This is a genomic window from Microbacterium sp. Cr-K32, assembly GCF_000708345.1.
GTDB lineage: Bacteria > Actinomycetota > Actinomycetes > Actinomycetales > Microbacteriaceae > Microbacterium > Microbacterium maritypicum_A.
The window spans coordinates 142,529-166,952 of the sequence record NZ_JARD01000009.1 but is presented as its reverse complement, the minus strand read 5'-3'; the positions used below and the strand labels follow the sequence as shown (position 1 = coordinate 166,952).

Sequence of the window (24,424 nt, the reverse complement as noted above, 5' to 3'; positions counted from 1 at the left end):
CGCCTCAAAATGTGGAGTGGATTCACGTGAATGGATGTCGGCGACGCGAGGCCGCCGGCACCAGCGGACTCTGCCGGAGCAGGCGTCCCGACGAGCCTGGCCGGGGCGGTCGTTGGTCGCGCCCGTCGCGACGGAGCGTCCTCGACCGATCGGCGAGGACGCTCCGCGGCATGTGGTGGACGGTCTTCGTCGCCGTTCAGAGCACGCGCACGAGGCGGAATCCGAACATGTTGGTCGCGGTCTCCGACGAATAGTAGGCACTGCGATAGTCCAGTCGCAGATTCTGGGGCTGATAGTTCCACGCGCCCCCACGCACGACGGGGAACGGTACTCCGCCGTCATGCGGGCTCCCGTCGTTCGCTGCGGCGGAGAGATCCTGTACCCAGTCGTCCGCGACGAATTCACGCGCGTTCCCGGTCACGTCGTACAGCCCGTACCCGTTGGGCGCGAAGCTCGCCACCGGCGCGGTGTACGGGTAGCCGTCATCGACGCCGGTGCTGTCCCAGCCGAATCCGTTGGTCTCCTTCGACGAGAGGTCGAAGCTGTTCGCGTACTCGTTCACGCGAGAGAGGTCGTCACCCCAGTAGAACGTCGTGGTCGCACCGCCACGCGCCGCCCACTCCCATTCATCTTCGCTGGGGAGTCGATAGGTTTCCCCCGTCTTCGCACTGAGCCATGACGCGTATGCGCTCGCATCTTCACGCGTGATCGCGACGACGGGAGAATCGGCCGTCTGGGGGAATCCAGGATTCAGGTAGTCCAGCGCAGCGTTGAACTGCATGGCGGAAGGATCCTGCGGGTTCCACCATCGAGCTCCACCGCGAGGACGATACTTCGTCTCTTTGACGAACGCACTGAACTGACCGACCGTCACCTCGGTCGTGCCGAAGGCGAGTGCCTCACTGATCGTGACGTCGCGCTGGGGCGTCTCGAAGTCACGCCGGTTCTCCGGGACGTTCCAGATCTGCTGTTCCTCGGCTGTCGCCCCCGCAACGTAGTCGCCCTTCGGCACCACGACCATCTCCGGGAGGCCGGGAAGATCGCGGAACACCGTGCCCGGCTGCGTCTGAGCGCTGACATCGGCGCGCGATCCTTCCACTCGCGCCGGGCGGGTCTTGTCGCGCTTCTTCAGAGAGTCGTCCATCGAGGCCACGCGGTACTGCCATTCCGCCACAGAACCCTGAAGGAACATCACGGAATCGAGCACGCCCGGCTGGTATCCGGGCTGCGTGGCGAGATCGAGCAGATAGGTGGATTCCACCTGAAGCCGCTCCAAGGCCGTCTTGAAGCTCTCGTACTGCGGGATCCTCGAGCGATCTTCGTCCAGAGCGAGGATCGCTTCGTTCACGGCGGGAACGACGGCGCCATAGGTGGTCTTCGCGTCGGATCGCCACACCAGCGACTCCTCGAGATCGTCGAGTGCGCGATGGGCGGCATCTGCTCCACCGCGACCCATCGGGGATTGGGCGAAGACCGGCGTGGTCGAGGTGGCGACGAGAGCCAGCGTCAGAGCGACCGCGGCGGAGACCCGCGCCGCCGTCGTGGAACCCTGCGTCGGCCCGGAATCAATATTACGTAACATGTTAAGTGTTCCATTCTGTTGATCGGGGAGTATACCCACCCCGTCTATGGCGCGAGAGTGCGATCTCGACACTTTTGTCGGAAACGGATCGAGATGACACGGAATGTCACTCGACTGAGACTGTCTGACGCCCTCGAGCTGTTCTTTGCCGTGACACTTTCCCGATCGCGCTGCCGCCTTTCGCATCCCTGCGATCGCGACGTCTAGCGTCCTGCGCAGCGCAACACGCTCTAGGCCTCGATTCGCGCTGAAGGCGAATCGAGCGGGGGAGTGGTCCGCATAGTCGAAATTATGTCAGTCGACTCGGTGGACCGTCGCCTAACACCCGAGGACAGCGCTGGCATGGATCAGACGCGCCCGCCCATTGGGTGAAAAGGCTCAGTTCCCGCCGTTTGCTGCACGCCCAGCCCGCGCAGAGGGCATTGTCCGGCTAGAAGATCGGCGAGTTCAGTGAGCACCGGAACGTCGTAGAGTTCCGCCATGGCACTTACACCTGATGAGATTGCAGCCCTTGATGAGCGCGCCCGCGAAGTAGGCGAGAAGATCGGCTGGCGCCTTCGGTTGTGGTAGCCGGAAACCCGGATTTTGTGGGAGTAACGGCTGGCCCGAGCAACATTGTGGTGCTCGGGCCAAACCGCCGTTCCGAACTAGCAGCGTACGAGGTCGACCTCACACTCGATGCACTCGAGCGTGGCGAGCAGGTGCTCTTTCTCGACGAGGACGGCGATCCTCGGCTCGGTACTCCAAGTCAGAGATAAGACTTCACGTCTTCGCGGAGCAACAGCCTGCGAAGAGAACACCGTCCCCTGCGCCTCCGAGGTGTCCGCCACGGAGCAGCCACGCGAACTTTCAGGCCGTTGAGCTGCTGCCTCGACTCCAGCGGGCCGCTGTGAACGCTGCGTCCAGCCCCGAGTGCAGCGTTCACGCGACACTCACATACGCAGTGGCCTCTACAGCGGCGGGAGGTTGTCCAGGTTGTTCTTCGTGGTGGTGTCGGCGGTTGTCTTGAGGAACTTGTACCCTCTCGCGGTCTTCGCGATAACGACGTTCGCCCGCTGCGGGCACATCACGAAGAACGTGTTGCTCCCTGCCTCGATCGACGACACTACCTGGGCCACGGTCCAGTCCCAGCGTCCGGTCACGCCTACGTGGGTGATGTCGCCCTCTCGGTTCTTCCGAACGTTCTTGATCTCTGCATCTGCCATGTTGCTTCTCGCTTTCGTTATCTCGAACCGGATCTGGTTCGCTGTCGACTCTTAGATCACTCTGTAGCCGCTCTCCGTCAGCAGCGGCGGGGACAGGCCATGACGACACTCATCCCCACCGCTGCAGCGACTAGTCCCGCTCGGTGAGGCTCGTCTTCGGGTGTCTCCCCGCAGCAGCCGGAGAAATGAACTGTCCCGAGATAGCGCTGCGGTGGTGAGTTCCGCTGGACCGGTTCGCTCCTCCTTCCGTCACGCTCGTGCGCGGGTGCCGCGCTGCCGCGGCGTTTGAGATGTACCGACCACTGATGGAGCTGCGATTCGCCATGATGTTGGCCCTTCGTGTTGAGACGTTCTGCAGGCCTGTGCCTGCATTGCTTAGTATTCTAAGCAGACATGTCGACCGTATGCAACTTCTTCGATGCGAAGCTTGGCGAACTACGCAAGAATAGAGCTATGACCCCTCGAGCCGCTCAGACCACGAATGACCTCGGCCCCTACCTCAAGAGCGCACGACGCTCAGTTGGACTCACGCTCCGAGACGTCGAAGCGAAGACCGACATCACCAATGGCTACCTCTCCCAGATCGAGAACCAACTCATCGCGAAACCATCTCCTAACGTCCTCTTTCAACTTGCAGAGCTCTACGGAGTCGAATACTCCGACTTGCTCGTGAGAGCCGGCCATCGGGTGCCGACCGCGGTGTCCGGTCAACGCGCCGACCTGCTCAATGGAATCCCGCTACGCGCCCTGGAGGACCTCACCGAGACAGAGAAGGACGACCTCATGGACTATTTGAAGTACCTGAAGAGCAAGAGGTAAGTGCAGTGGTTGATGGCGCCGCACCCAAAGCGAAGATCCGACAGTATGCGAAAGGTGCGTTGAACGCGGCCGGCATCGAGGATGTCTCGCGTGTTCCGGTGGATCAGATCGCGGCCGCAGTTGGGCTGCATCGGAGAGACCTGTTCGAACTTGGTGAGGAGGTGCCCCGACGCTTCCGGGATGTCGTAAGCAAGTTGAAGGGCAAGGTTCTTGGCCTGCTCGCGATCGAGAAGCGAGAGTACTTCGTCGACAGGACCGTCCCGATCGCTCGGCAACGGTTCACCGAAGGCCATGAGATCGGGCACGACGCATTGCCGTGGCACGAGGCGGCATTCTGGGGCGATGATCACACCACGTTGCATCCCTCGACGAAGAATGTCTTGGAGAGCGAGGCGAATCGGTTCTCAGCAGAGCTTCTGTTCGGCGCAGGCCGATTCACCAAGCAAGCCGATCAGTATGCGCCAGGTCTTGAGGTCGCCTTGTACCTAGCGCCCGAGTACGGTGTCTCCGCGCATGCAGCCATACGAAAGTATGTCGAAGACAGCGAGCACGCCATCGCGGTACTGGCACTCGGGCAATACCCAAGTCAAGCTAGGACGGTCAGGCACATAGAAGCCCAGAGCTTCGAATCTCCCCGCTTCGTCAAGCGTTACGGACGATTGAGCGCCATGCTCCGAACCTTTGTCGGGGCCGCCACGTACCCCGAGCTCGAAGCGTTGCTCGCACTATCGACCGGAAGCGTGCCGCCTTGCGAAGTCGTCCTCGACACAGCGCGCGGATCTACTCGATTCACCGCCGAGGGTTTCACCAACGGCCGCCTAAACTTTGTCGTTCTACATAAGAAGAGTCGACTGGACGGTCAGAAGCTTCGCCTAATGTCAGTCGACGGATTTGAACTCCTGCCCGCCAGCTGAGTTCAGTCTCGCTGAGGAACCTCACGGCTGAGGCATTGGCAGTGTCATTCGTAGAGTGGCCGCCGCAGGCTGGAGTCACCGAACCCGAGCACTTGTCCGACGCCTTCCCAGCTCTGCTGGTTAGCGCGCCTCCGCTCCGCCGCCACGAGACGACTTCGAGCTCAGGACTCCTTGCGGACTCCTTTGAAGCTGCCACCGGACTTCTTGGCCTGAACGAATCGGCCTGTCGAAGTGTCGCGCTTGACCCAAGTCCCGGATGCTGTACGGACCTGCGATCGATTCGTTACAGCGCCTTGCCGGGACCCGCGACCTGTGTTCTTTGCCATGCGTTCCTCCTTCTCTGGATGCTAGCTGAAACTACGGACATGAGGACCCCAACACGTACAAGATGGCGGCAGTTCCAATGAGGGCAATCATCGCCACGATCAGACAGGTTGAGCTCCAGAACCGCAGACGTGACCCGAGGGTCGTCGGATCTCGAGTCAGAAGAACGGAGGCCGCCAGAGCACTAGGACCAACTATGAGTGCAAGGTCGCCCAGCTGAGTTGGTCGATCAATCCACAGAGCAACAGTGAGCGCAATGAGCAGAAGTGCAGCGAGATACGGCACGACCTGAAGCCGCCGCAGAGACGCCAGACGGAAGCTGAGCCTGATTCGGTAGTCGCGGTCAGGGTCATGAGCGTAGAAAGCGCGACTTTGAGCATCAGTGCGCGACTGGAATGCGCCGTATGCCGGGGTTGAAGAAGAAGGATGATCGGCCCGGAACTCGGTGATCCTAACGTTGGCGTCTGGCACGCGGAACGTCACGTGATTTGATTGCGCGTCGGCGATCACCAGATCCTGGTGCCCGCGGTTTCCAAGAGTCAGTGTGAGGTCCCGCCGCTCCGAGTACTTCACGAGGAATGGCTCATCAAGAGGAACCTTCATGGCGACGATGAGGTCGTATGAGTTCGAGTAATCGGCGAGTGCGACCAGGAACTCTTCCGCGGCTCCTCCGCTGTTGCTCTCCTGTGCGTGTGCATCAAGTCGCTCGAGAGCCGCAGCGTAAGAGCCGAGGAGGGCCGTTGCCTCTTCATCCGTCGAAACCAGCCCCGTTTCGTACAGTTGAGGAAGTACGAGCGACGGATTTTCCGGCGCCGAGTACCCATGAAACTCGTCCAAACGGGGGCGAAGAATGGTGCGGCATCGGAGTGCGATATCGTTCCAGCTCGAAAGAACCTGACCCGCAACGGGCCGCCCGAGCCCGTCGCGGAAGTAGGCGCCAACGTCGGTCGGTTCGCCCTGGGCGAGGAGTTCACCGGTAAAACCGAGTACCGCGATGAGTAAGCCCATCACCTCGTGTGAGAGCTCTACTCGCGACGAACTGGCAAGCTCCTGCAGATACCTCGCTTGTCGTACAGCGATCTCGGTGCGAGGTAGAAGCCAAGCATCGCCATCTGGCCCCTCGACATCAAAATCCATCAAGGGTCCGCGCGGCATCGGCGCAACGTTCAACGCCAGTAGGGCATGGGTTGCTCGCCGCGGTGCGAGACCGCCCAGAAGACTGCGGAGCGGGGCCGACTGCAGCGACCGACGACGAGTGCAGGATGTCGCCGAGTCGATGTGGATCTCTTCGACTACGCGCACGCGCCAGCCGAGCGGATTTGCCAGAAGAGCCACAGTCACAGCGCGGTTGTCTATGAGGTTGGCGGTACCACCTACCATCGCTGCCTCTCTGTCATGAGCAAGAAAACCCGCGACCGGGTGCTAGTTAGCTCCGCGGACACGAGTCCCCAGACTGACGCGATCCTATCTGGACCCCCGCGCGAGGAGGTGGAGATGTTTTGAACCGCTAGCGCGGCAAAGCTGGCGAACTGGGACCGAGCGCTGGTGTGACACGCGCAGAACGCGCATGCCGGCCTTGCTGAAATTGTGGCGCGTTCAGGTTGGGGCAGGTCGTTGTCAGCGAGTTGCGCGGCTGGTCAGTGACGCCGCTCGCCCTCCGGAACGATCGTTCCTGCCAGGCGACTCGATCGCGTACCGTGGCCGTCATGACTGAGCTTTCACCGCCGACGCCGACGCCGACGCCGCCGGACAGGCGGAAGCACGTGCAGCCGTGGTGGCAGCCCCCCGAAGATGGTGTGCCCGCCATTCTTCCCATCGTTGCTCCGATCGTGAGGACCTCGACGGCCGCGCTGACTCTCGTTGGCGCCCACGTGTACCGCGAGGGCGTTGAGCTGTTGCTCGAGCGACGGATGCGACGTTGGGGCGAAACGGATGATGAGTGGCAAGCGAAGATTCGCGAGTTCCTGCAGACGCCCGACAAACCGGCTGTGCCTGGTGGAACCGAGAGCTTGCAGTACTCCATCATCACGGGCGGCGAAGAGGTGTTCGCGAACTCGCTATTCCGCGGCCTCGCCGACGTAAACGAAAAGCCGTCGAGCCTCTCGGTGATGCACACAGGCTCTGGGGCCAGCGGCGACCCGTGGCTGTGCAAATCGAGTGAGGGGCTATGGCTGTGGACGATGCCGACCGTTGATCATCTCGAGCTAGTGGTGCGATGGCCCGCTGTCGGAGTCTCAGTTGCTTCGATCTTCGTCCAGATCGCACAGCTCGAAGAGATGTCGCAACGGTCCTCGCTCCTATGGGAAACCACGCCATAGCGGCGTCTTCAAATAGACGCGCGCTGGACTGGCGCATCGGGACCATGGGTTGCTTTCGAGCCCTCAACGGCTGACTCGTACCTGACGCCACGCAGGCGGGAGGACCGAGTGTGGGGACCCGCCGAAAACGGTAGTGCTGAGGTTGCGGCGGAATCCGGTTTCGGCAGGGGGTTTCGGCGGCTCGTTCCTCGGCGAGTCGCGCTCCTGGCTGTCGGCGTGACCAGCCTGCCGTAAACCATCGTTTCCGGTGGGCGCAGGTGGAAGTCGCGACGCTTAGGAGCGAAGCCTTGCGCGCCCGCCTACCGCCCTGTCATCGGCCCGACGTCGTCATCGTGCTCGATGGCTCGCAGGGCTCGAAGTACTCGCGAGGGCCGCCAGCTTCCAGAGAGCGTCGACCGAGGAGTCGACCTGTTCGCGATCAATAGCGCCGCTCACGAACTGCAGTACGAGCCCGTCGAGTGCAGCGAAGACGGCGCGTGCGAGAGCGTGGTCCTCATCATTGGCCGACTGGCCGAAAATGCTGCGCGAGATCTCGGAGGTGTACTGGTCGTACATCGCGACGATCTGATCTCGGATCGCTTCGTCACGACTGGCCTCGAGGACCATCTCGAATTGGTAGACGTGAAGGTGCTTCTCTTCGCTGAGCGTCGACCATAGCGCGGACCTGTAGTCCTCCCCCGAGTCGAGGAACCCACCGAGATGCGAGTCGTTCAGTGCGGTCGTCGCGGACCACGCGAGCGCAGCAGATGCCAGCGATGACAGCGAGCCGAAATGGTGGGCGACGAGAGAATTGTTGACGCCGGCTTCCTGCGCGACCTTACGAAACGTCATACCGTGCAGGCCATGGCGGGCGACGACGCGGACCGCCGCTTCGATGAGGGCCTCACGACCCGTCCCGTATTTGATGCGCTGTGATTCCTCGGCCATGTTGGCACCCTACCTCTCCCGGGGTTCCGTTGCCGGCACGATTTGAGCAAATGCTTGACATTGAATTCAGCAGCTGCTCAAATGGCTTCACCATCCGCCTTGTTCAAAGGAGAACGCCATGGCGTCGACCAGCACTGAATCACCCGCTGAGCAGACCACAGCGCTGAAACGCAACAGTCTCGGCGTCGTCGGCGTCGCGTTCTTCGTTATCGCCGCGGCCGCACCCATGGCCGCCTTCGTGGGTGCCGCCCCGGTCGTCTTCTCCATCGTCGGCAGCGGCGCACCCGCCGTGTACATCATCGTCGCCGCCATAATCGCGGTGTTTGCCGTCGGGTACTTGAAGATGAGCCGCCACATCACGAACGCCGGCGGGTTCGTCGCCTATATCGCACGGGGACTGGGATCGCGCGCCGCGACCGGATCCGCGGGCATCGTCGTGGTGACCTACCTCGCGCTCCAGATCGGGCTCGTCGCCCAGTTTGGAGTGTTCGCACAGCAACTGGCGGCGAGTGCCGGACTCGACGTTCCCGTGTGGGTGTGGGTCATGTTGGCGATCGTCATCACGACCGTGCTGGTCATGCGTGGCGTCGACCTCAACATGCGCGTGCTCGGCATCATCATCGCGCTCGAGGTCATCGTCGTGGCGGTGCTCATCGTCGGCATTCTCATCGCCTTCCCCGGGCAGGACGCGTCGCTGGTGAGCTTCAGTCCCGCCGTGCTGGCGAACCCCGGCGTGGGAGTCGCAGGCCTGTTCGTCTTCACCTGCTTCACGACCTTCGAGGCGACGACGGTGTTCGCCGAGGAGGCACGGAACCCTCGCAGGACGATCCCCATCGCACTGTTCGTCGTCATCGGTTTCGTCGCCGTCTACTACACGCTCGCCACGTGGGCCGTGAGCTACGGGCTCGGCGCCGACAATGTCCAGCAGGCCTCGGCCGACAACCTCTCCGGCGTCATCTTCGATCTCGCGTCACGCGCTGTGGGACCCTGGCTCTCCCTCGTCTTGCAGATCCTGGTCCTGACGAGCTTCCTCGCGATGTTGATTGGCGTGCAGAACATGTTCGCCCGGTACTGCTTCGCGCTCGGTCGTGCGCGTGTTCTTCCGCAGATCTTTGCCCGTGTCTCGAAGACCAAGCGTGCACCCCACGTCGCCGCGCTGGTGGATGCCGCCGTCTGCGTGATCGTGTTGGGGATCTTCTTCGCCGCTGGCGCCGACCCCATCGTCGTTATCTACGCGTGGTTCGTTGCACTGGGCACCATTGGATTCATCACGATGATGACGCTCGCTTCGGTGGCCATCCTCGCCTTCTTCCTTCGCGAACGCCTCGAGACGGGGTTCTGGAGCACCAAGTTTGCTCCCACTCTCGCGCTGCTCCTGAACGGCGCCGTGCTGGTGATCGCGTTGTCCAACTTCGACGTCCTCTTGTTCGGCGACGGCACGGTCGCGAAGGCGATGCTCTGGCTCATTCCGATCGCTTTCATCATCGGGTTCATCGTCCCGAGCTTCCGCAAGGACATCGATTTCAAGGTCGTCGCGATCGCCTGACGAACGCCCGTCCCGACATCTGCCGCCCCCGAAAGGAATCTCCACTGTGAACATCTCCACCGATTCGAAGGTCCACACGCAGGGCTTCATCGCCCAGGAGGACTGGCCCGACGTCTCCGCGATGATCGACGGCTTCGGTGAGCCGAGCCTGCCGGCAAGCGACGCGCTGGCCGGTCAGACCATCGACGTCCGCTTCGACGACGGTCAGACGATCCGATACGAGTTCCACTCTCCGCGGGAACTCACTCGAACGGTTCTCGTCGGCTCCGGCACCGGCTTATCCGCGACGCTCGCCTATCGAGCCGTGGAGGTGCGACCGGGAGTCCAGATCATCGATGTGGTGGCGGGCGAAGGCGCGGACACCCGCGCGATCACATTCGTGATCGACCTCGCGGACGGCAGGGTCACGGCCGCTGAGAGCGCCATCACGCTCACCGATGGGGTCGGTCGCACCAACACGCTCTTCGTCTCCGGGCGCATCGAAGGGATGGGCGAGATCGAGCCGCGGCAGAGCTCCGATGCGCTCGTCGGCAAGCGGATCTATTACCGCTACAGCGAAACGGAACGCTACGAGCACATCTACCTCAACGGCGGCACGTTCGTTTGGCATTGCATCTCAGGAGCGGAATCCGGGCTCGCCGACGTCGACCAGACGAAGACCTTCGAGTTGGCCGACGGCCTCGTCATCTTCTTCTGGAAGGAGAGCGTGATGCCCGTGGAGAGCTTCCTTGTCGTGGATCTGAATGAGAAGCGTTCCATCGGCCGGATGTTCTGCTGGGAGAACTCCACGCAGAGCGTCGTTCACATCCCGTTCGACAGCCGATTCACGATCCTCAACGACACCACCTATCCCAACGACTGATCCGCGCACGGACGAGAGAGACGACGATGTCCAACTTCACCACCACAGCACAGTACGACCGCTCAGCCGCCGAGCCCTTCGAGGTCGGAACAGTTCAATGGACCCGCCGCCCCGGGCAAGGCGAGCGCGAAGCGCTCTCCTCCGGGTTCTGGTTCATCACCCCGGAGGAGACCCCCGGCCCGATGCGAGTGGTCGGGCACGCCGACGAGACGGTGCACATCATCGAGGGCCACCTGAGGGTCGAAGTGGAGGACGGGGACGCATTCGAGCTGACTGCCGGATCCGTGGCGACGTTCAACAAAGGAACGGCCGCGCTCTGGACCGTGCTCGCCCCGACCGTCGAATTCTTCGTCTACTCCTGACGGCCCGGTCATGACAGAGCAGGAATACGACGTCGTCGTCGTGGGAGCCGGGTTCGCGGGCCTCACAGCTGCCCGCGAGCTCACGTGGAGCGGTAGACGCGTTCTCATCCTCGAAGCGAGGGACCGCATCGGCGGAAGGACCTGGCTGGATCGCCGCCTCGGGCTCGACATCGAACTCGGCGGAACGTGGGTCCATTGGGTCCAGCCCTTCGTCTGGGCGGAGCTGCACCGGTATGGGCTCGGCCTGGTGCCCAGCCCCGAACCGGTAGCGGCCTGGCGGCCGGTCGACGGGCGCCCTGCGCCGATCGCGCCCGACGCGCTCCTCGAACTGCTCGACGAGCCGAACCGGGAGCTCGGACGCACGGCGCGCGAAGTCTTCCCGCTGCCCTACTCGCCTCGTGTCTCAGAGCAGGGCGCCTTCTTGGACGACATGCGGCTGATCGACCGTCTCGATGCCCTCGGACTCGACGAGGAACGAAACGCGTTGCTGCGATCCTTCTGGGCGTTGAACTTCAACGGGCGACTCGAGGACGCCGCCTACACGCAGGCGCTGCGATGGCTGGCGGTGGCGAACGGCGACTGGCGTGTCCTGTTCGAGGCGTGCGCGAGCTACAAGATCGATGGAGGAACGCGGGCGCTCGCGGAAGCGATCCTCTCGGACACGGATGCCGACCTTCGGCTCGGCGCCGACGTCTCCTCCATCACGGATCGCCCCGAAGGCCTCACCGTCGTCGTCGCCGACGGCACCTCCGTCAGCGCTTCATCGGTCGTCGTCACGGCGCCTCTCCACGCTCTCGAACGCATCCGCTTCGAGCCAGAACTCTCCGTCGACGCAGCGGGCACGCTCGACAACGGACAGGTGGGACTCGGAACGAAGATCTGGTTCTCCGTCGAGGGTGAACATCCGCACTTCGTCGCTTTCGGCGAGCACGACGCACCCCTGAATTTCCTGCAGTCGGAGTATCACATCGACGGACGCACCATCATCATCGGATTCGGTTCCGACGCTCGCGCGATCGACGGCGACGACCGGTCAGCCGTGCAGCAGGCCGTCGACCGGCTGGTGGACGGCCTCACCGTCGTCGATGTCGCCGGACACGACTGGACGAGCGATCCGCTCTCCGGCGAGACCTGGCCAATGCACCGCGCCGGCTATCTGAAGCACGGGCTTCCTGCCATGCGCGCACCGCACGGACAGGTGGTCTTCGCGGGCTCGGACTTCGCCGATGGATGGGGTGGATTCATCGACGGGGCCATCGAGAGCGGACTCTCTGCAGCGCGCAGCATCCTCGAGCGTCAGCCATCCGAGTCCGCCGCCGAGTCGGTCTCGATTCTCACCTCACACGATCAGGAGTCATCATGACAACCGCAACCAGCATCCTCGACACCATCACCGTTCCCGAATCCGTCGGACGAGCGATCCCCGACGCCGCGACTCGCGAGACCATCGGTCACGCACCTGTCCACACGCTCGCAGACCTCGAGAAGGCGATCGCGTCAGCTCGAGATGCGCAGCCCGCATGGGAAGCGCTCGGCCACACCGAGCGCAGCCGCATCCTGCACGCAATCGCCGACGACCTCGAGGCCAACGCCGAAGAACTCGCCGTGCTCCTCTCCCGCGAACAGGGAAAGCCGCTCAGCGGGCCCAACGCGCGCTTCGAGGTCGGTGCCTGCGCGGTATGGACCCGAAATGCCGCCGACACGATTCTCGAACCGGAGGTCGTATTCGAGGCCGGAGCCGCACGGGCCGACGTCCACTACGGCGCTCTCGGCGTCGTCGGCGCCATCGGTCCCTGGAACTGGCCGATGATGATCTCCGTCTGGCAGATCGCCCCCTCTCTGCGCATGGGCAACACCGTCGTCGTGAAGCCCAGCGGATTCACACCGCTCAGCGTCCTCGCTCTCGTCGAGGTCTTCAACCGCCACCTTCCGGCCGGCGTCCTCACGGCGGTGACCGGGGACCGTGAGATCGGATCGACTCTCGCCGCCCACCCCGGCGTGGACAAGATCATGTTCACCGGTTCCACTCCGACCGGACGCAAGATCGTCGAGGCCTCAGCGAACAACCTCGCGCGACTCACCCTCGAACTCGGAGGCAACGACGCGGGTATCGTGCTTCCGGGAACGGACATCGCCGCCCACGCAGAGGATCTCTTCTGGGGCTGCTTCATCAACGCCGGGCAGACCTGCGCCGCCTTGAAGCGCCTCTACGTGCACGACTCCGTGTACGACGAGACTGTCGATGCCCTCGCGCAGCTCGCGCGCACGATGCCGATGGGGCACGGCCTCGACGAGGCCAACGTCCTCGGGCCACTGCAGAACCAGAACCAGTTCGACATCGTCGCTCGTCTCGTCGAAGAGGCACGTGCGGCCGGCGCTCGGATCGTCGCGGGTGGCGAGGCGGCGACACACCTCGGACCGCTGTTCTATCAGCCGACAGTCGTGGCTGACATCACCGACGGCGCATCGCTCGTCGACGAGGAGCAGTTCGGTCCCGCGATTCCCGTCATCCGCTACACCGACATCGACGACGCGGTCGCTCGGGCGAACGCCAGTGAGCAAGGTCTGGGCGCCTCCGTCTGGTCGGACGACCCCGAAGCGGCTCTCGCCGTCGCCCACCGACTCCAGGCCGGCACGGTATGGATCAACCAGCACGGCGCGCTCAACCCGCAGGTGCCCTTCGGGGGCACCAAGGCCTCCGGCTACGGACAAGAGTTCGGTGCCGCGGGCCTGAAGGCCGTCGCCGCGCCGAAGGTCATCAGCCGATGACGTTCGCCGGCGCCGGCGTCGAGAACGACGTCGTCGTCATCACCGGTGGCGGCACCGGCATCGGCGCCGCCATCGCCGACCGGTTCGCCGCCGAACGAGCCCGCATCGTGCTGCTGGGTCGGCGTGCCGGGCCACTCGAAGAGGTCGCCCACCGCACCGGCGGACTGGCGATCGTCGCCGACGCCAGCGACGCTGCATCGGTGGCGGCCGCCGTCGACAGGATCATCGAGACGCACGGAAGGGTTGACACCTTGGTGTGCAACGCCGGCGGCGGCGGGTTCGCAACGGTCGGCAATACCGACGACGCCGACTGGGCCGCGTCCATGCACGCCAACCTGAACACTGCGTTCACGAGTTCCCGCGGGTTCCTCCCCGCATTGGCGACCTCGCACGGTCGCATTGTGATGATCTCCTCGCTCTCCGGGCTGTTCGCCGGTCCGGCCATGGCGGGATACACCACAGCGAAGCACGCCGTGATCGGACTGACAAAGTCCCTCGCACGGGACTACGGAGCGTCAGGCATTCGCGTCAATGCCATCTGCCCCGGCTGGGTCCGCACGCCGCTGGCCGACGAAGAGATGGACGAACTCGTCGAGCATCTCGAACTCAGCAACCGCGACGAGGCCTACGACCTGGTGACAACCGACCTTCCGCTGCGTCGCGTGGCAGAACCGGCGGACATCGCTGCCGCCGTGCGGTTCCTCGGCTCGGAAGAGTCGTCCTACATCACCGGCGCGACGTTGGTGGTCGACGGCGGCGCGCACATCGTCGATCTCCCGACCCTCGCGTTCGAGAAGGCGAGGGCGCGATGAACCTCGAAATCGACGGACGGGTCGCCGTCGTCACCGGAGGCGCATCCGGAATCGGTCAGGCGTGCGTTGCAGCTCTGGCCGCCGAAGGCGTACGCGTCGCCATACTCGACCGAGATCCACGAGGAGCGGCGGTTGCGGCCGAGCATGCTCGCGATGGAAAGACGGTCACCTCACACGAGGTGGACATCACCGACGAGGACAAGGTCGGTTCCGCGATCGCCGAAGTGATCACGCAGCACGGCGGAATCGACATCATGATCGGCTGCGCGGGCATCTCCGGCCCCGTAGGCGTGAAGCTGGCGGAGACGGACGCAGCCGACTTCGATCGGGTCCTCGCGATCAACGTGCGCGGGAACTTCTTGATGGCCAAGCACGCGATGCCGCACCTCGAGAGAAGCGAGGCAGGCACGATCGTCCTCGTCGCATCTGATGCGGCATTGGTCGCCTTCGAAGGCATGGCCGCCTACAGCACGTCGAAGGCCGCGGTCGTGATGCTGACCAAAGTAATAGCGATCGACCACCCAGGTATCCGGGTCAACGCCATCTGCCCCGGAATCGTCGACACCCCGATGTCACGAACCGACCTCGGCCGAGTCGAACTCGGTTTCGAGGACAGCGCACTGCCAGTCATGAAAGCCTCGCAGCTCGCCCGCCACGTCCTCTTCCTCGCATCCCCCGCAAGCGCTCCGATCAACGCAACGACCCTTGTGTCAGATTTCGGGTACGTATCTCGATCAGCGCTCGGCGAACTGGGCTTTTCTGCGCTCACACGCTGATCAGGAGAGAAGCTCAGGCTCTTGGGGGCGCGGATCTGTCTGCCGAAAGAGGCTTGTGGCACCCCTTTACGGCCCAGCTTCCTAGCGCGACGCTCCGGCGCGCCGAAAACGATCGTTTTCGGCAGGGCTACGGTCGATGGTAGAGCTGACGATGCCGCGGCCTTCCTCAGTCGATGAATCGCCGCTTCGCCAGCCAGGCGTGGATCACCAGGCGGTCATCGCTTTTCGTGAGGTCGAGACCGATCAGCTTCGCCACGCGATCGAGCCGCTGATAGATCGTCGCCCGGTGCACACCGAACCGCGCAGCGATCGCTGTGGCGCTTCCCGCTTCGTCGAAGTACGCGACGAGCAACTCCGATACTTCGGTCGGTGCCGATTCGAGCCGGTGGATGGAGTCGGTGCGCAGGTGCTCGGGGACGATCGGCCCGAACATGGCGGCCAGGGATGCTTCGACCGGTGAGTCGATCCAGTACGAGTAAGGACTTCGCAGTGCCCGAGCGACCTTGGTGGCCACCACTGCCTGATCGTACGACTGCCAGGCATCGGCCAGAGCATGAACAGTGCCGCCCACGCCGACACGACCGGGAAGAGCTTCGCCACTCCGGGCGCGGGTGAGTTCGGCGGCGAGGCCACTCACGATGCTGTCCAAGGCCTCGCGCGCAGGAGGCCTCTGAAAACCAATGAGGATGAACGTCGCGGGCGCCGTCGGAACGAAGGCGTACGAATCGATACGAGGCGTGGTGATTGCGCGAGAGACCAAGCGGGTGAGCACCTCTCGCACCGGCGGCCCGTCCCATGGCCCCCATTCGAGGTCGACCTCCACGCACAGCGAGACCAGATAGTTCGAATGCGGGAACATTCCGAGCCCTAACAGCTCATCCGCCGCCATCGCGCGATTTGTCTCCTCGTCCGTAAGGAGGGCCATCATCTCGGCTTCGACCTCCAGGTTCACGTCCTCGATGGAACGCGAGGCGTTCTCCATCAGATGTCGTAGCACATCGGCCGCCTCGAGCATGCTCAGGTACTCCAACGGGGTGAGTGGCGTGGACAACGTGATGATCAGATAGCCGAAGGTCTCCGCCGGAGATCGCAGCGTCAGAACCATGCGAGGGAAGTGGATGCCTCGGTCGGCATCGGCGTTGATCACAACCGCCGAGGCCGCCGAAAGAGTCGAGTGGCCGATGGCGTCTTGCGCGTGGCGAGTGGTCAGCAGAGTGATCTGTGCGGGATCGACGTCGTCGTGGTGGCGGCTGCTGGCGACCAGGGTCAGATCGGCGTAGACGAGGGATGCGGAACGACGCAGCGACGCGGCGAGCCGATCGATGGTCTCTTGCACTGCGTCGAACAAGCGGCTCGCCTTTCTCGCGGCGATCGGGCTCCGCTAAGGGATGACGTGGCCGGCCTGGATTACGAGCCGAACGTCCTCGAACGCTCGCATGTCATTCAAGTCGACCCCTGGAACGGCGATGAGGTCTCCGACCGCGCCGGGCGCGACCGTACCCAGATCGTTTCGAGCCAGGCAGTTCGCCGCCACCACTGTAGCCGACCGCAGTGCGTCCATCGGAGTCATCCCCGCGTCGACGAACTCGGCGAGCTGTCGGGCATTGAGTCCGTGGGGGTAGACGACTGCGTCGGTCCCGTAGGCGATCTTCACCCCGGCGTCGATGGCGTCACCCAACGCGTCTCGGGCCGCGCCAGCCACCGAACGGGTCTTCGCGAGCATCTCGGCGGGGAACCCAAGCTCCTCGCCGTGGTCGAGGATCCACGTCGCCACATACGTGGTCGGCACGTAGTAGGTCTCGTGCTCGACCATTGCCGCGATCGCCGTGTCCGAGATCATCGTGCCGTGTTCGATGGTGCGTACGCCGGCGCGGATCGAACGAAGCGCGCCTTCATCACCATGAGCGTGAGCCGCGACGGCGAGTCCGTATCCCCGCGCTTCATCGACGCAGGCTGCAAGCTCTGCCTCGGTGAATTCGGGAGCACCAGGGATGGTCCCACTCGTCATGACCGCGCCCGTGGCGATCACCTTGATCAGGTCCACACGACGGTGCGCGATCATGCGAACCGCTCGTCGCACCTCGTCAACGGAGTCAGCCACGCCGAGCCGGTACTGGGGCGGCAAGGGGATGTCGGTGGCGAGATCCGTGATCTCGCCACCGCCGGAGGAGGAGGTCACGAACGCTCCCGCGGCGAGCATGCGCGGGCCCGGCACGTGACCGGCGAAGATCGCGTCGCGCAGATCGCAGTCCACGAACGCACGAAAACACCCCACATCGCGAACAGTGGTGAATCCCGCACGCAACGTCGTGAGCGCGTTCGCGGCCCCCAGGAGCGCGTCGCGCGCCGCCGAGCCGCTCAGGAAGTCCGCGTAGGTGCCCTGGGCGGCGGCGCCGGGAAGATGCGTATGCATGTCGATGAGTCCGGGGGTGACGAGATGACCGCGCAGATCGAGATGGTCACTGGCGTTCGATCCCGTCGACCAGGGCGCGACCTCGGTGATGGTCCCCTGCTCGATGCGAATGCCATGGTCGCGCAGGATCTCTCCGGTTGCGACGTCGGCCACCGCGCCCGCGCGGACGAGCAGATCTCCTCCTCGACGGTGCCAGCTCATGGTGCGACCTTTCGTCCGAGAGTGAGCCTCGCGATCAGCATGCCTACCGCGACGGCGAATCCGAGACCGCTGAAAGCGGCGAAGTACGCGCTCGGGTCGTCGGGATTGAACAGGTCCCCGCCGACTCCGGCGAGGGATATGCCGAGGGATATCCCGACATAGTGCAGCGACAGCATCCGGCTCTCGTTGCCCGCGGGGGCGAGTTCTGTGGCGAGCGACATTCCGGACGGAGAGACCACGACGTCTGCCACCCCGAAGACGAGCACCACGATGGCGAGCACCAGCATCGGCGTCACGGGCTGCGCCGAAGAGGCGGCCAGCAAGCCCATCGCGAGACCGCAGCACGCGAAAGTGAAGATGAATTTCACGGTGAGCGAGGGTTGGCGCGTGCCCAACTTCGCCCACACCGCGGCGAGGATTGGTGCGGCGACGACCACGCACAGCGGCGCGAGACCCAGCACGGTGGCCGGCGGCAGTTCTACGCCGAACAGGAAGCGGTCCGTCCGTACATCGGAGAAGATCGCGATCGTCGTGTAGATCTGCTGGAAGATCAGGTTGAACGCGACGGTGGCGACAAAGAACGGCAGGTATCGCAGGACGTTCTTTCGGTCGTATGTCGTGAAGGTGGACGAAGTGAAGTACCTCGTCAGCATCGCGACGACGTAGACGGCGGTCCCCACCGCGATCACCGTCGACGGATTGATCCCTTGCGAGACCATGATCGACAGCGCGACAGTCGCCACGACTGCTGCGGCGATGGGGAGAGCCAGTGCCAGCCCGCGGGGCCGCTCTTCGGCTGGAGGGGGAGGACTGTTCGCCTCCACCGCCTTGCGGAACGGCAGGTAGAAGAAGAAGCCGAGAAGGATCACCGCTGCCGCGACGAGGAAGCCTGCCTGGAAACCCCACGCCGCCTGGATGAAACCCGACACCGTGAATCCGACGAAGGCACCCAGGGCACTCCCGAGGTAGTAGATGGTGAATCCGGATTCGCGCCGGGACGCAGTGCCGTTCATCACACCGCTGGTCAGAGTGCCTTCGCTGACCAGTGTCAGGGCGGGCGCGAGGGTGAGGAGAACGAGTCCTGCTCCGAGGCCGACGGGGCCGGGAACGAACGCGAGAGTGACATACCCGGACGCGGCGATGAGCGCCCCGGCTCGCAGCCCGATTCCGGCGCCGATCACCCGGTCCACCAGCCAGGAGGTGAAGATCGTCCCCAGCAGACTCATCGCGACCCAGGCGGAGATGATCGCGATGCTCTGAGCCGGCGGCAGCTCGAGGCCCCCGTCGGATACGGCGAAGTACACGTAGTAGGTGATCAGCGCTTGCGCGCAATACTGGGCGATCGTGTCGAAGGTCGTGAAACCGGTGACCGGGTACAGCGGCCGTGGAAGGCCCGCGAAGGTCCGAACGGATGAATCGGGAACGACGTTCGACATCGATGCCTCCCTTACTGAGTGTTGCGATGGATCGAGTAAATCGGACGCAGCGAATCTCAGTTCTTCACAAGTGTCGCGTTAACCGCGGTCACATACCGACGGTTGTCGACTGTCTGAATCGTCGGTTCCCCTCCACGATGGGTCCATGCATAGGTCCCCCGAGTCTGTCGATGCCAGCCCGCTTGTTCCCCCTTGGCGGCAGAGCTACGACCTCCCCGTCGCTGGGGGGTCGACGATCCATGTCCGCGAATGGGGTGATCCGAGCGGCCCGCTGGTCATCTGGCATCACGGCACGCCGAGTTCGTCCGCGTCGATACCCGGAGGGTGGGACGCCGCGCGAGACAGCGGCATCCGGCTCTGCTCCTTCGACCGACCGGGGTATGCGCGATCCGCACGGCGCCCAGGACGAAGCGTCGCCGATGCCGGTCACTGGTCGACGGCGATCGCCGATCACCTCAGTGCCGAGAGATTCGTATCCGTCGGCACCTCGGGCGGTGGTCCCTTCGCGGCGGCAGCGGCAGCGCTGCATCCCGACCGCGTGAGCGCGCTCGGCATCATCGTCGGCATCGCGCCGGGCGAGAACGGGTTCGATCCGGCGACGGACATGGTGGAGGCGACGGTCGAAGAGATCGCGGCGGCTCGCGTGGGCGAAGAGCGTCTGCGCGCGTTCATCGACGATCTCGGTTCCGTGGATGATGCCCTGCACGAATGGCTGGCACGCTATCCCGCGAGCGATGTCGAGGTCTCCTCACGCCCGGAGGTCAAGGCGGAGGAAGACCTCGAGCAACGGGAGTGGGGACTGCAGGGGATCGACGGGTGGGTGGATGACGAGCTCGCGCTCTTCCAGTACGAATGGGGCTTCCGCGCAGATCAGATCGTCGCTCCCACCGAGCTGCTCTTCGGCGATGCCGACGTGTTCGTGCCTCCGTCCCACGCCCGCCAATGGTCGCGACTGATCCCGCACGCCCGACTCACCTGGGTGCCAGGTGGAGGCCACTACCTGAGAGACCACGAGACGCCGCTCCTTCGGCGCCTCGCCGGATTCGCCTGAGCCATAGCTTTACGGTCGCGCAAGAAGACGACGCGGCCCGACCATCAACGGAGAAAGAAGGACGAGATGACCGACCTGACACGCCAGCCAGCCGACACCACCCCCCACGAGGTGGCAGGATATCCCGATGGGATCGGGAAGTTCGTCGCGGAGGAACTCGCCCGAGTCGCGCAGTTTCCGTCTGATGTCGCCTTCGACACCGGCGAATACGACGCCCGTCGGACCCGATTGCGCAGCGCCATGGCGGATGCGAACATCGACGTCCTCATCGTCACCGCGCCCGAGGGGTCGGCATGGCTCCATGGTTTCACGTCGCGCGTATACGAATGGCAGGCTTCCACCTACTTCCCGCCATCGGCCGCGACCGTCGTCACCGCGGAGAACGACACGATGTTCTATGTCGACAGCGCGCTGCACACCGACCTCATCAGACGGACGTCGGTCGTCTCTGATTTCCGCCCCGTGCCCGAGAGCACCCTGACGACGAACACCACGGGCAAGGCGTACGTCGACTTCATCGTGGAGCAACTGCGCAGCGAAGGATGGCACCGCGTTCGCGTGGGCATGGAGTTGTGGAGCGGCATTCCCAATCCCGCAGTCATGCAGCTCTACCGCGACGCGCTGACCGACGCCGGCTATACGGTCGTCGACGCGACGGACGTGATCCGCAGAGTACGCCGAGTCAAGTCGCCGGCCGAACTCGACCGGATCATGCGGGCACAGCACGCGGTGGACAGCGGCATCCGGGCCGTGCAGGCGCAGGTGGAGCCCGGCATGACGGAGTACGAGGCTCACGGCATCTATCTGCGGGGCGTGATGGAAGGTGGCGGTGAGCAATCCGCCATCCATGACACCGTCTACGCCGGCCCCCCGGAATCGTTCGGGCACGAGGTGAGCTCACGGCGCTATCGGTTCGACAGGAACGACTACATCCATGTCGACGGTGCGGCCGCCTCCGCGGGGTACCACGCGCGCGCGTGCCGAGTCCTCACTTTCGGCAAGCCGCGTTCGGAGCTGCAGCGTCTGAACGATATCTGCGCGGGGGCGTTGGAAGTGCTGACCGTCGTTCCCGAGGCGGGGATGCCGTTCAGCGAACTCGACCATGCCTTGGAGGACTACTTCCGCAAGGCGGACGTCGGCGAGGGGATCGGCTTCGTTGGCGGCTATGAGTTGGGCATATCCATGGGCGCCGACTACGTGGGCGAGTTCGTCTGGGGGTCGACCCTGCCCGAGCGGGGCGGAGTGATCGAGGCGGGTCTGGTCACCAACGTCGAGAGCCTCTCGTTCATCGCGCTGATCGACACGGTGCTGTTCGAGCAGAAGGGCGCACGTACGCTCTCGGAGCTTCCGCGCGACATCCTGCAGGTCGAAGCGCCCGATGAACGCGGCTAAGCCCGCCGCCTGCACGAACGACTCAGGTCGCGATAGCGAGTCGCGCCAGGCGACGTTTGTCGCGGCCGCACCGAGACCGGATGCGATTGACTCGCCCCACCACACACCTTCGACGGAGAGGGCCCATTGATGCCGCAGAACGCAGCGACCACAGCCACACCCCGCACGATCGCGGGCCTGCCACGGCCACTTTTCCCCGTGACGGGATTCACATCCTTCGATTGGTTCGCGTTCTACGGCACGCAGACCCTCATCATCTACTACGTGTACTTCGCCGCAACGGACGGCGGTCTTGAGCTTCCGGAGACCACAGCGATCTCGCTGGTCTCAGCCTTCACAGCGGTGACCTTCCTCGGCACCATCTTCACGAGTTGGCTCGTCGATCGGCTTCTCGGCGCGGGGCTGGGCCTTCGGGTCGGGGCGGTATCGGCTGTGCTCGGGTATCTCGCCCTTGCCCTCATTCCCGGCGCCGTCGGACTTGCAGTCGGGTTGACATGCCTGACGCTGTCTTCAGCGCTGACGATGGTCGCGGAGGGAACTCTGACGAGTGGCATCATGGATGCCACTCCCGCCAAGCGCGAAGCCGGGTTCACCATCTATTACTGGGGCAGCGCCCTCGGCGCCTTTGTCGGCGTGACGGTCAGTGGCTTCGTCCAGGCCGCCTGGGGTTTCCAGGCGGGGTTCCTGATCTCCGCCGTGGCGATCTCAGTCGCGCTGGCCATCTACCTGCCGTTCCGCAGGTCGGTCGAGGCGGGCTCTCCTCCGCCCGCGCGCGACTCTCGGCCACGGGGTGCCGCCATGATCCTTCCGTTCGCCGGTGCCTTCTGCGCTTATGCCGTCCTCGTCGTCGCAATCGTGATCGGGTGGAATCCGGCCATGCTCATCGCGATCGGCAGCCTGGTCTACGTGCTGATCGTGTTCTCGCGATTCTTCACATTGCCGACCTTCACGTCCACCGAACGAGGACGAGTCGCACGCTACATCCCGTTCTTCTTGGCCACTGTGGTATTCAACCTTCTGTACCAGCAGCTCTACACGACGGTCGCCATCTATTCGGAGGCCAGAACCGACCGGTTCCTCTTCGGATTGGAACTGCCGCCAAATACGGTGTTGGGCATCGCGCCACTGTGCACCATCATCGTGGCTCCCTTGCTCGCCGCCTTGTGGGGGTTCCTCGGAACCCGGCAGCCCAGCCTCGCGACCAAGTTCATGATCGCGTTCGCCTGCTGCGGCGCGGCCATGGCCTCCCTCGCGATCTCCAGCCTGCAACCCATCACACCCCTGATCATCCTGGCTCTCATCGTCTTCGTCTTCGGCGCAGCAGATGTCGTGGTCTCACCGTCGGGCCTGTCGTTGGCCACCGAATCTGCGCCGAACGGAAACAAGAGCCGGATGCTGTCCTTGCAGTACGTCGGTATCTCGCTCGGGGTGTCCATCGCAGGAGTCGCCGGTGAGTGGTTCGTGACCGGCGCTGAGAGCGGGTATTTCGCGGCCTTCAGCCTCATCGGTTTCGCGGTCGCAGCCGGCATGCTCTTGGTTCGCATCGTGCTCGGCCGCAGGTCGGTCGTCTGATGTGGAGTTCGCAGACGTCGTCCCGGCCCGAGAGTTCCTCCGCCGCGCTCGATCCGGCGCGCTACCGACAGGTGATGGGTCAGTACCCCACCGGTATCGCCATGGTCACCGCCGCGAGCCAGGACGGGTCGCCTGTCGGCATGATCGTCGGCACCTTCGCATCCGTCTCGCTGGATCCGCCGCTCGTCTCCTTCATGCCCACTCGGACATCCACGACATGGCCGCTGATCCAAGCGGCGGGATCGTTCTGCGTGAATGTGCTCACGGTGGCTCAGGAGCCTGTCTGCCGGGCATTCCGCGCCGAGGGCGTCGAACGGTTCGCGGGCGAACCATGGCGTATCGGCGCGACCGGGTCGCCGATTCTCGAGCGATCAGCAGCATGGATCGACTGCGAGATCGTGAACGTCCTCGATGCCGGGGATCACGTCATCGTGTTGGGTGCAGTGGTCGAGATGGACTCGCCGAACGCCGAACTGCCGATGCTGTTCTTCCAAGGCGGGTATGGGAGCTTCACTCCGCAGACGATGATCTCGCCCTACCTCAACGTCGCGAGCAACCTGGCCTTCGTCGATCGAGCGCGACCGCTGATGGAGGCGCTCTCATCAAACCTGGGCTGCGAGTGCGTCTTGGCGACATCCGAAAGCGACAACACCCTGGTCATGGCCAGTGCCGGAGTGCCCTCCGACTCGCAGCGAGCAATGATCGTCGGCGAAAGGGTCCCGCTGGTTGCCCCGTTCGGACGAACCGCGATGGCGTGGGCGACGGAATCTGATGTCGCACGCTGGCAACGCAAGGCCGTGGACCCTGAAGCGGCCGAAGCAGCGCTCGACATGCTCGATGTCATCCGCCGCCGCGGATACTCCATCTCGATCGAGGACCCCTCGCACCAGCCGTCCAACAGATGGAGTGTCTCGGTCCTGGACCCCGGAGCAGAGTTGCCGCTCGCAGTCACCCCGGCGGAGGGACAGGTGCAGAGCATCAGTTCACCCATCGGACGTGATGGGGGCCCGGTGGAGTTCGTCCTCGGCTTGTACGGAATGGCCGACACGAGTCCCGAGGGCGTGGACAACGCCGCCCGAGCCTTGATCGAAACTACACGTGAACTCGCCAGACACCTCAATGACCACTGACCCGGAAGGAAAC

At 64.2% G+C, this 24,424-nt stretch carries 21 protein-coding genes; 14 read left to right on the top strand and 7 right to left on the bottom strand.

Going from position 1 to position 24,424, the window contains the following annotated elements; genetic code table 11:
- Positions 1-196: 196 nt before the first annotated feature.
- Complete coding sequence (locus tag GZ64_RS18960; protein ID WP_168441088.1) at positions 197-1,582, bottom strand: formylglycine-generating enzyme family protein; 1,386 nt, start codon at positions 1,580-1,582, stop codon at positions 197-199.
- A gap of 950 nt (positions 1,583-2,532) precedes the next feature.
- Positions 2,533-2,787: a DUF3892 domain-containing protein gene (locus GZ64_RS0103920; protein ID WP_029265222.1), complete on the bottom strand. Its 255-nt coding sequence runs from the start codon at positions 2,785-2,787 to the stop codon at positions 2,533-2,535.
- Positions 2,788-3,240: 453 nt separating this feature from the next.
- Here GZ64_RS0103920 and GZ64_RS0103915 point away from each other — a divergent pair, with 453 nt between their 5' ends.
- Together GZ64_RS0103915 and GZ64_RS19385 are read left to right on the top strand one after the other, a co-directional pair.
- Positions 3,241-3,606, top strand: coding sequence for a helix-turn-helix domain-containing protein (locus GZ64_RS0103915; protein ID WP_029265220.1), 366 nt, complete (start codon positions 3,241-3,243; stop codon positions 3,604-3,606).
- A 5-nt stretch (positions 3,607-3,611) separates the two neighbouring features.
- The gene (locus GZ64_RS19385) at positions 3,612-4,520 is read left to right on the top strand and encodes an ImmA/IrrE family metallo-endopeptidase (protein WP_168441087.1); all 909 of its coding nucleotides are present in this window, start codon (positions 3,612-3,614) and stop codon (positions 4,518-4,520) included.
- 357 nt (positions 4,521-4,877) lie between these two features.
- Here GZ64_RS19385 and GZ64_RS0103905 read toward each other — a convergent pair whose 3' ends face one another.
- The gene (locus GZ64_RS0103905; protein WP_136025485.1) at positions 4,878-6,185 is read right to left on the bottom strand and encodes a hypothetical protein; all 1,308 of its coding nucleotides are present in this window, start codon (positions 6,183-6,185) and stop codon (positions 4,878-4,880) included.
- Positions 6,186-6,550: 365 nt separating this feature from the next.
- Here GZ64_RS0103905 and GZ64_RS0103895 point away from each other — a divergent pair, with 365 nt between their 5' ends.
- Positions 6,551-7,162, top strand: coding sequence for a hypothetical protein (locus GZ64_RS0103895; RefSeq protein ID WP_136025484.1), 612 nt, complete (start codon positions 6,551-6,553; stop codon positions 7,160-7,162).
- Positions 7,163-7,489: 327 nt separating this feature from the next.
- Here the strand turns inward: GZ64_RS0103895 and GZ64_RS0103890 are convergent, their stop codons facing one another.
- A complete protein-coding gene (locus tag GZ64_RS0103890) occupies positions 7,490-8,089 on the bottom strand; it encodes a TetR/AcrR family transcriptional regulator (RefSeq protein ID WP_036331038.1) in 600 nt (199 codons plus the stop codon).
- Positions 8,090-8,207: 118 nt separating this feature from the next.
- On the opposite strand from GZ64_RS0103890, the gene GZ64_RS0103885 reads away from it, so the two are divergent.
- The 7 genes from GZ64_RS0103885 to GZ64_RS0103855 are packed head-to-tail and all read left to right on the top strand — an operon-like array spanning position 8,208 to position 15,216.
- On the top strand, positions 8,208-9,635 hold the full coding sequence (locus GZ64_RS0103885; RefSeq protein ID WP_081859665.1) for an APC family permease: 1,428 nt from the start codon (positions 8,208-8,210) through the stop codon (positions 9,633-9,635).
- Positions 9,636-9,681: 46 nt separating this feature from the next.
- Entirely contained in the window at positions 9,682-10,497 is an 816-nt protein-coding gene (locus tag GZ64_RS0103880) for a MoaF C-terminal domain-containing protein (RefSeq protein ID WP_081859664.1), read from the top strand.
- Between the two features lie 26 nt (positions 10,498-10,523).
- Positions 10,524-10,859 (top strand): cupin domain-containing protein, encoded by a 336-nt coding sequence (locus tag GZ64_RS0103875; protein ID WP_029265210.1) that lies wholly within the window; start codon positions 10,524-10,526, stop codon positions 10,857-10,859.
- A 10-nt stretch (positions 10,860-10,869) separates the two neighbouring features.
- Entirely contained in the window at positions 10,870-12,222 is a 1,353-nt protein-coding gene (locus GZ64_RS0103870) for a flavin monoamine oxidase family protein (RefSeq protein WP_051667837.1), read from the top strand.
- Positions 12,219-13,628 carry an aldehyde dehydrogenase family protein gene (locus tag GZ64_RS0103865; RefSeq protein ID WP_029265208.1) on the top strand — a complete coding sequence of 470 codons (1,410 nt, stop codon included), beginning with the start codon at positions 12,219-12,221 and terminating at the stop codon, positions 13,626-13,628. The genes GZ64_RS0103870 and GZ64_RS0103865 overlap by 4 nt, the downstream gene beginning before the upstream one ends.
- Positions 13,625-14,440, top strand: coding sequence for an SDR family NAD(P)-dependent oxidoreductase (locus tag GZ64_RS0103860; protein ID WP_029265207.1), 816 nt, complete (start codon positions 13,625-13,627; stop codon positions 14,438-14,440). The genes GZ64_RS0103865 and GZ64_RS0103860 overlap by 4 nt, the downstream gene beginning before the upstream one ends.
- The gene (locus GZ64_RS0103855) at positions 14,437-15,216 is read left to right on the top strand and encodes an SDR family NAD(P)-dependent oxidoreductase (RefSeq protein ID WP_029265206.1); all 780 of its coding nucleotides are present in this window, start codon (positions 14,437-14,439) and stop codon (positions 15,214-15,216) included. Before GZ64_RS0103860 ends, GZ64_RS0103855 begins: the two co-directional genes overlap by 4 nt.
- 166 nt (positions 15,217-15,382) lie before the next feature.
- On the opposite strand, the gene GZ64_RS0103850 is transcribed toward GZ64_RS0103855, so the two are convergent.
- The 3 genes from GZ64_RS0103850 to GZ64_RS0103840 are packed head-to-tail and all read right to left on the bottom strand — an operon-like array spanning position 15,383 to position 19,266.
- Positions 15,383-16,564: a PucR family transcriptional regulator gene (locus GZ64_RS0103850; protein WP_029265205.1), complete on the bottom strand. Its 1,182-nt coding sequence runs from the start codon at positions 16,562-16,564 to the stop codon at positions 15,383-15,385.
- A gap of 33 nt (positions 16,565-16,597) precedes the next feature.
- Complete coding sequence (locus GZ64_RS0103845) at positions 16,598-17,830, bottom strand: metal-dependent hydrolase family protein (RefSeq protein WP_029265204.1); 1,233 nt, start codon at positions 17,828-17,830, stop codon at positions 16,598-16,600.
- Positions 17,827-19,266: an oligopeptide:H+ symporter gene (locus tag GZ64_RS0103840; protein WP_029265203.1), complete on the bottom strand. Its 1,440-nt coding sequence runs from the start codon at positions 19,264-19,266 to the stop codon at positions 17,827-17,829. The genes GZ64_RS0103845 and GZ64_RS0103840 overlap by 4 nt, the downstream gene beginning before the upstream one ends.
- A gap of 145 nt (positions 19,267-19,411) precedes the next feature.
- Here GZ64_RS0103840 and GZ64_RS0103835 point away from each other — a divergent pair, with 145 nt between their 5' ends.
- The 4 genes from GZ64_RS0103835 to GZ64_RS0103820 all read left to right on the top strand — a co-directional run bounded on the left by GZ64_RS0103835 (position 19,412) and on the right by GZ64_RS0103820 (position 24,411).
- Positions 19,412-20,317, top strand: a complete 906-nt coding sequence (locus tag GZ64_RS0103835) for an alpha/beta fold hydrolase (protein ID WP_029265202.1) — start codon at positions 19,412-19,414, stop codon at positions 20,315-20,317.
- Positions 20,318-20,383: 66 nt separating this feature from the next.
- Positions 20,384-21,709 carry a M24 family metallopeptidase gene (locus GZ64_RS0103830; RefSeq protein WP_029265201.1) on the top strand — a complete coding sequence of 442 codons (1,326 nt, stop codon included), beginning with the start codon at positions 20,384-20,386 and terminating at the stop codon, positions 21,707-21,709.
- 129 nt (positions 21,710-21,838) lie between these two features.
- Positions 21,839-23,281 (top strand): peptide MFS transporter, encoded by a 1,443-nt coding sequence (locus GZ64_RS0103825; protein WP_081859663.1) that lies wholly within the window; start codon positions 21,839-21,841, stop codon positions 23,279-23,281.
- A 74-nt stretch (positions 23,282-23,355) separates the two neighbouring features.
- Complete coding sequence (locus GZ64_RS0103820) at positions 23,356-24,411, top strand: flavin reductase (RefSeq protein ID WP_051667836.1); 1,056 nt, start codon at positions 23,356-23,358, stop codon at positions 24,409-24,411.
- The last annotated feature ends 13 nt before the right edge of the window (positions 24,412-24,424 follow it).

What these genes read in the sequence shown, in the direction of transcription:
- GZ64_RS18960 (WP_168441088.1), bottom strand. Translation starts at nt 1,582, where the DNA reads ATGTTACGTAATATTGATTCCGGGCCGACGCAGGGTTCCACGACGGCG.
- GZ64_RS0103920 (WP_029265222.1), bottom strand. Translation starts at nt 2,787, where the DNA reads ATGGCAGATGCAGAGATCAAGAACGTTCGGAAGAACCGAGAGGGCGAC.
- GZ64_RS0103915 (WP_029265220.1), top strand. Translation starts at nt 3,241, where the DNA reads ATGACCCCTCGAGCCGCTCAGACCACGAATGACCTCGGCCCCTACCTC.
- GZ64_RS0103895 (WP_136025484.1), top strand. Translation starts at nt 6,551, where the DNA reads ATGACTGAGCTTTCACCGCCGACGCCGACGCCGACGCCGCCGGACAGG.
- GZ64_RS0103890 (WP_036331038.1), bottom strand. Translation starts at nt 8,089, where the DNA reads ATGGCCGAGGAATCACAGCGCATCAAATACGGGACGGGTCGTGAGGCC.
- GZ64_RS0103885 (WP_081859665.1), top strand. Translation starts at nt 8,208, where the DNA reads ATGGCGTCGACCAGCACTGAATCACCCGCTGAGCAGACCACAGCGCTG.
- GZ64_RS0103875 (WP_029265210.1), top strand. Translation starts at nt 10,524, where the DNA reads ATGTCCAACTTCACCACCACAGCACAGTACGACCGCTCAGCCGCCGAG.
- GZ64_RS0103870 (WP_051667837.1), top strand. Translation starts at nt 10,870, where the DNA reads ATGACAGAGCAGGAATACGACGTCGTCGTCGTGGGAGCCGGGTTCGCG.
- GZ64_RS0103865 (WP_029265208.1), top strand. Translation starts at nt 12,219, where the DNA reads ATGACAACCGCAACCAGCATCCTCGACACCATCACCGTTCCCGAATCC.
- GZ64_RS0103860 (WP_029265207.1), top strand. Translation starts at nt 13,625, where the DNA reads ATGACGTTCGCCGGCGCCGGCGTCGAGAACGACGTCGTCGTCATCACC.
- GZ64_RS0103855 (WP_029265206.1), top strand. Translation starts at nt 14,437, where the DNA reads ATGAACCTCGAAATCGACGGACGGGTCGCCGTCGTCACCGGAGGCGCA.
- GZ64_RS0103845 (WP_029265204.1), bottom strand. Translation starts at nt 17,830, where the DNA reads ATGAGCTGGCACCGTCGAGGAGGAGATCTGCTCGTCCGCGCGGGCGCG.
- GZ64_RS0103840 (WP_029265203.1), bottom strand. Translation starts at nt 19,266, where the DNA reads ATGTCGAACGTCGTTCCCGATTCATCCGTTCGGACCTTCGCGGGCCTT.
- GZ64_RS0103835 (WP_029265202.1), top strand. Translation starts at nt 19,412, where the DNA reads ATGCATAGGTCCCCCGAGTCTGTCGATGCCAGCCCGCTTGTTCCCCCT.
- GZ64_RS0103830 (WP_029265201.1), top strand. Translation starts at nt 20,384, where the DNA reads ATGACCGACCTGACACGCCAGCCAGCCGACACCACCCCCCACGAGGTG.
- GZ64_RS0103825 (WP_081859663.1), top strand. Translation starts at nt 21,839, where the DNA reads ATGCCGCAGAACGCAGCGACCACAGCCACACCCCGCACGATCGCGGGC.
- GZ64_RS0103820 (WP_051667836.1), top strand. Translation starts at nt 23,356, where the DNA reads ATGGGTCAGTACCCCACCGGTATCGCCATGGTCACCGCCGCGAGCCAG.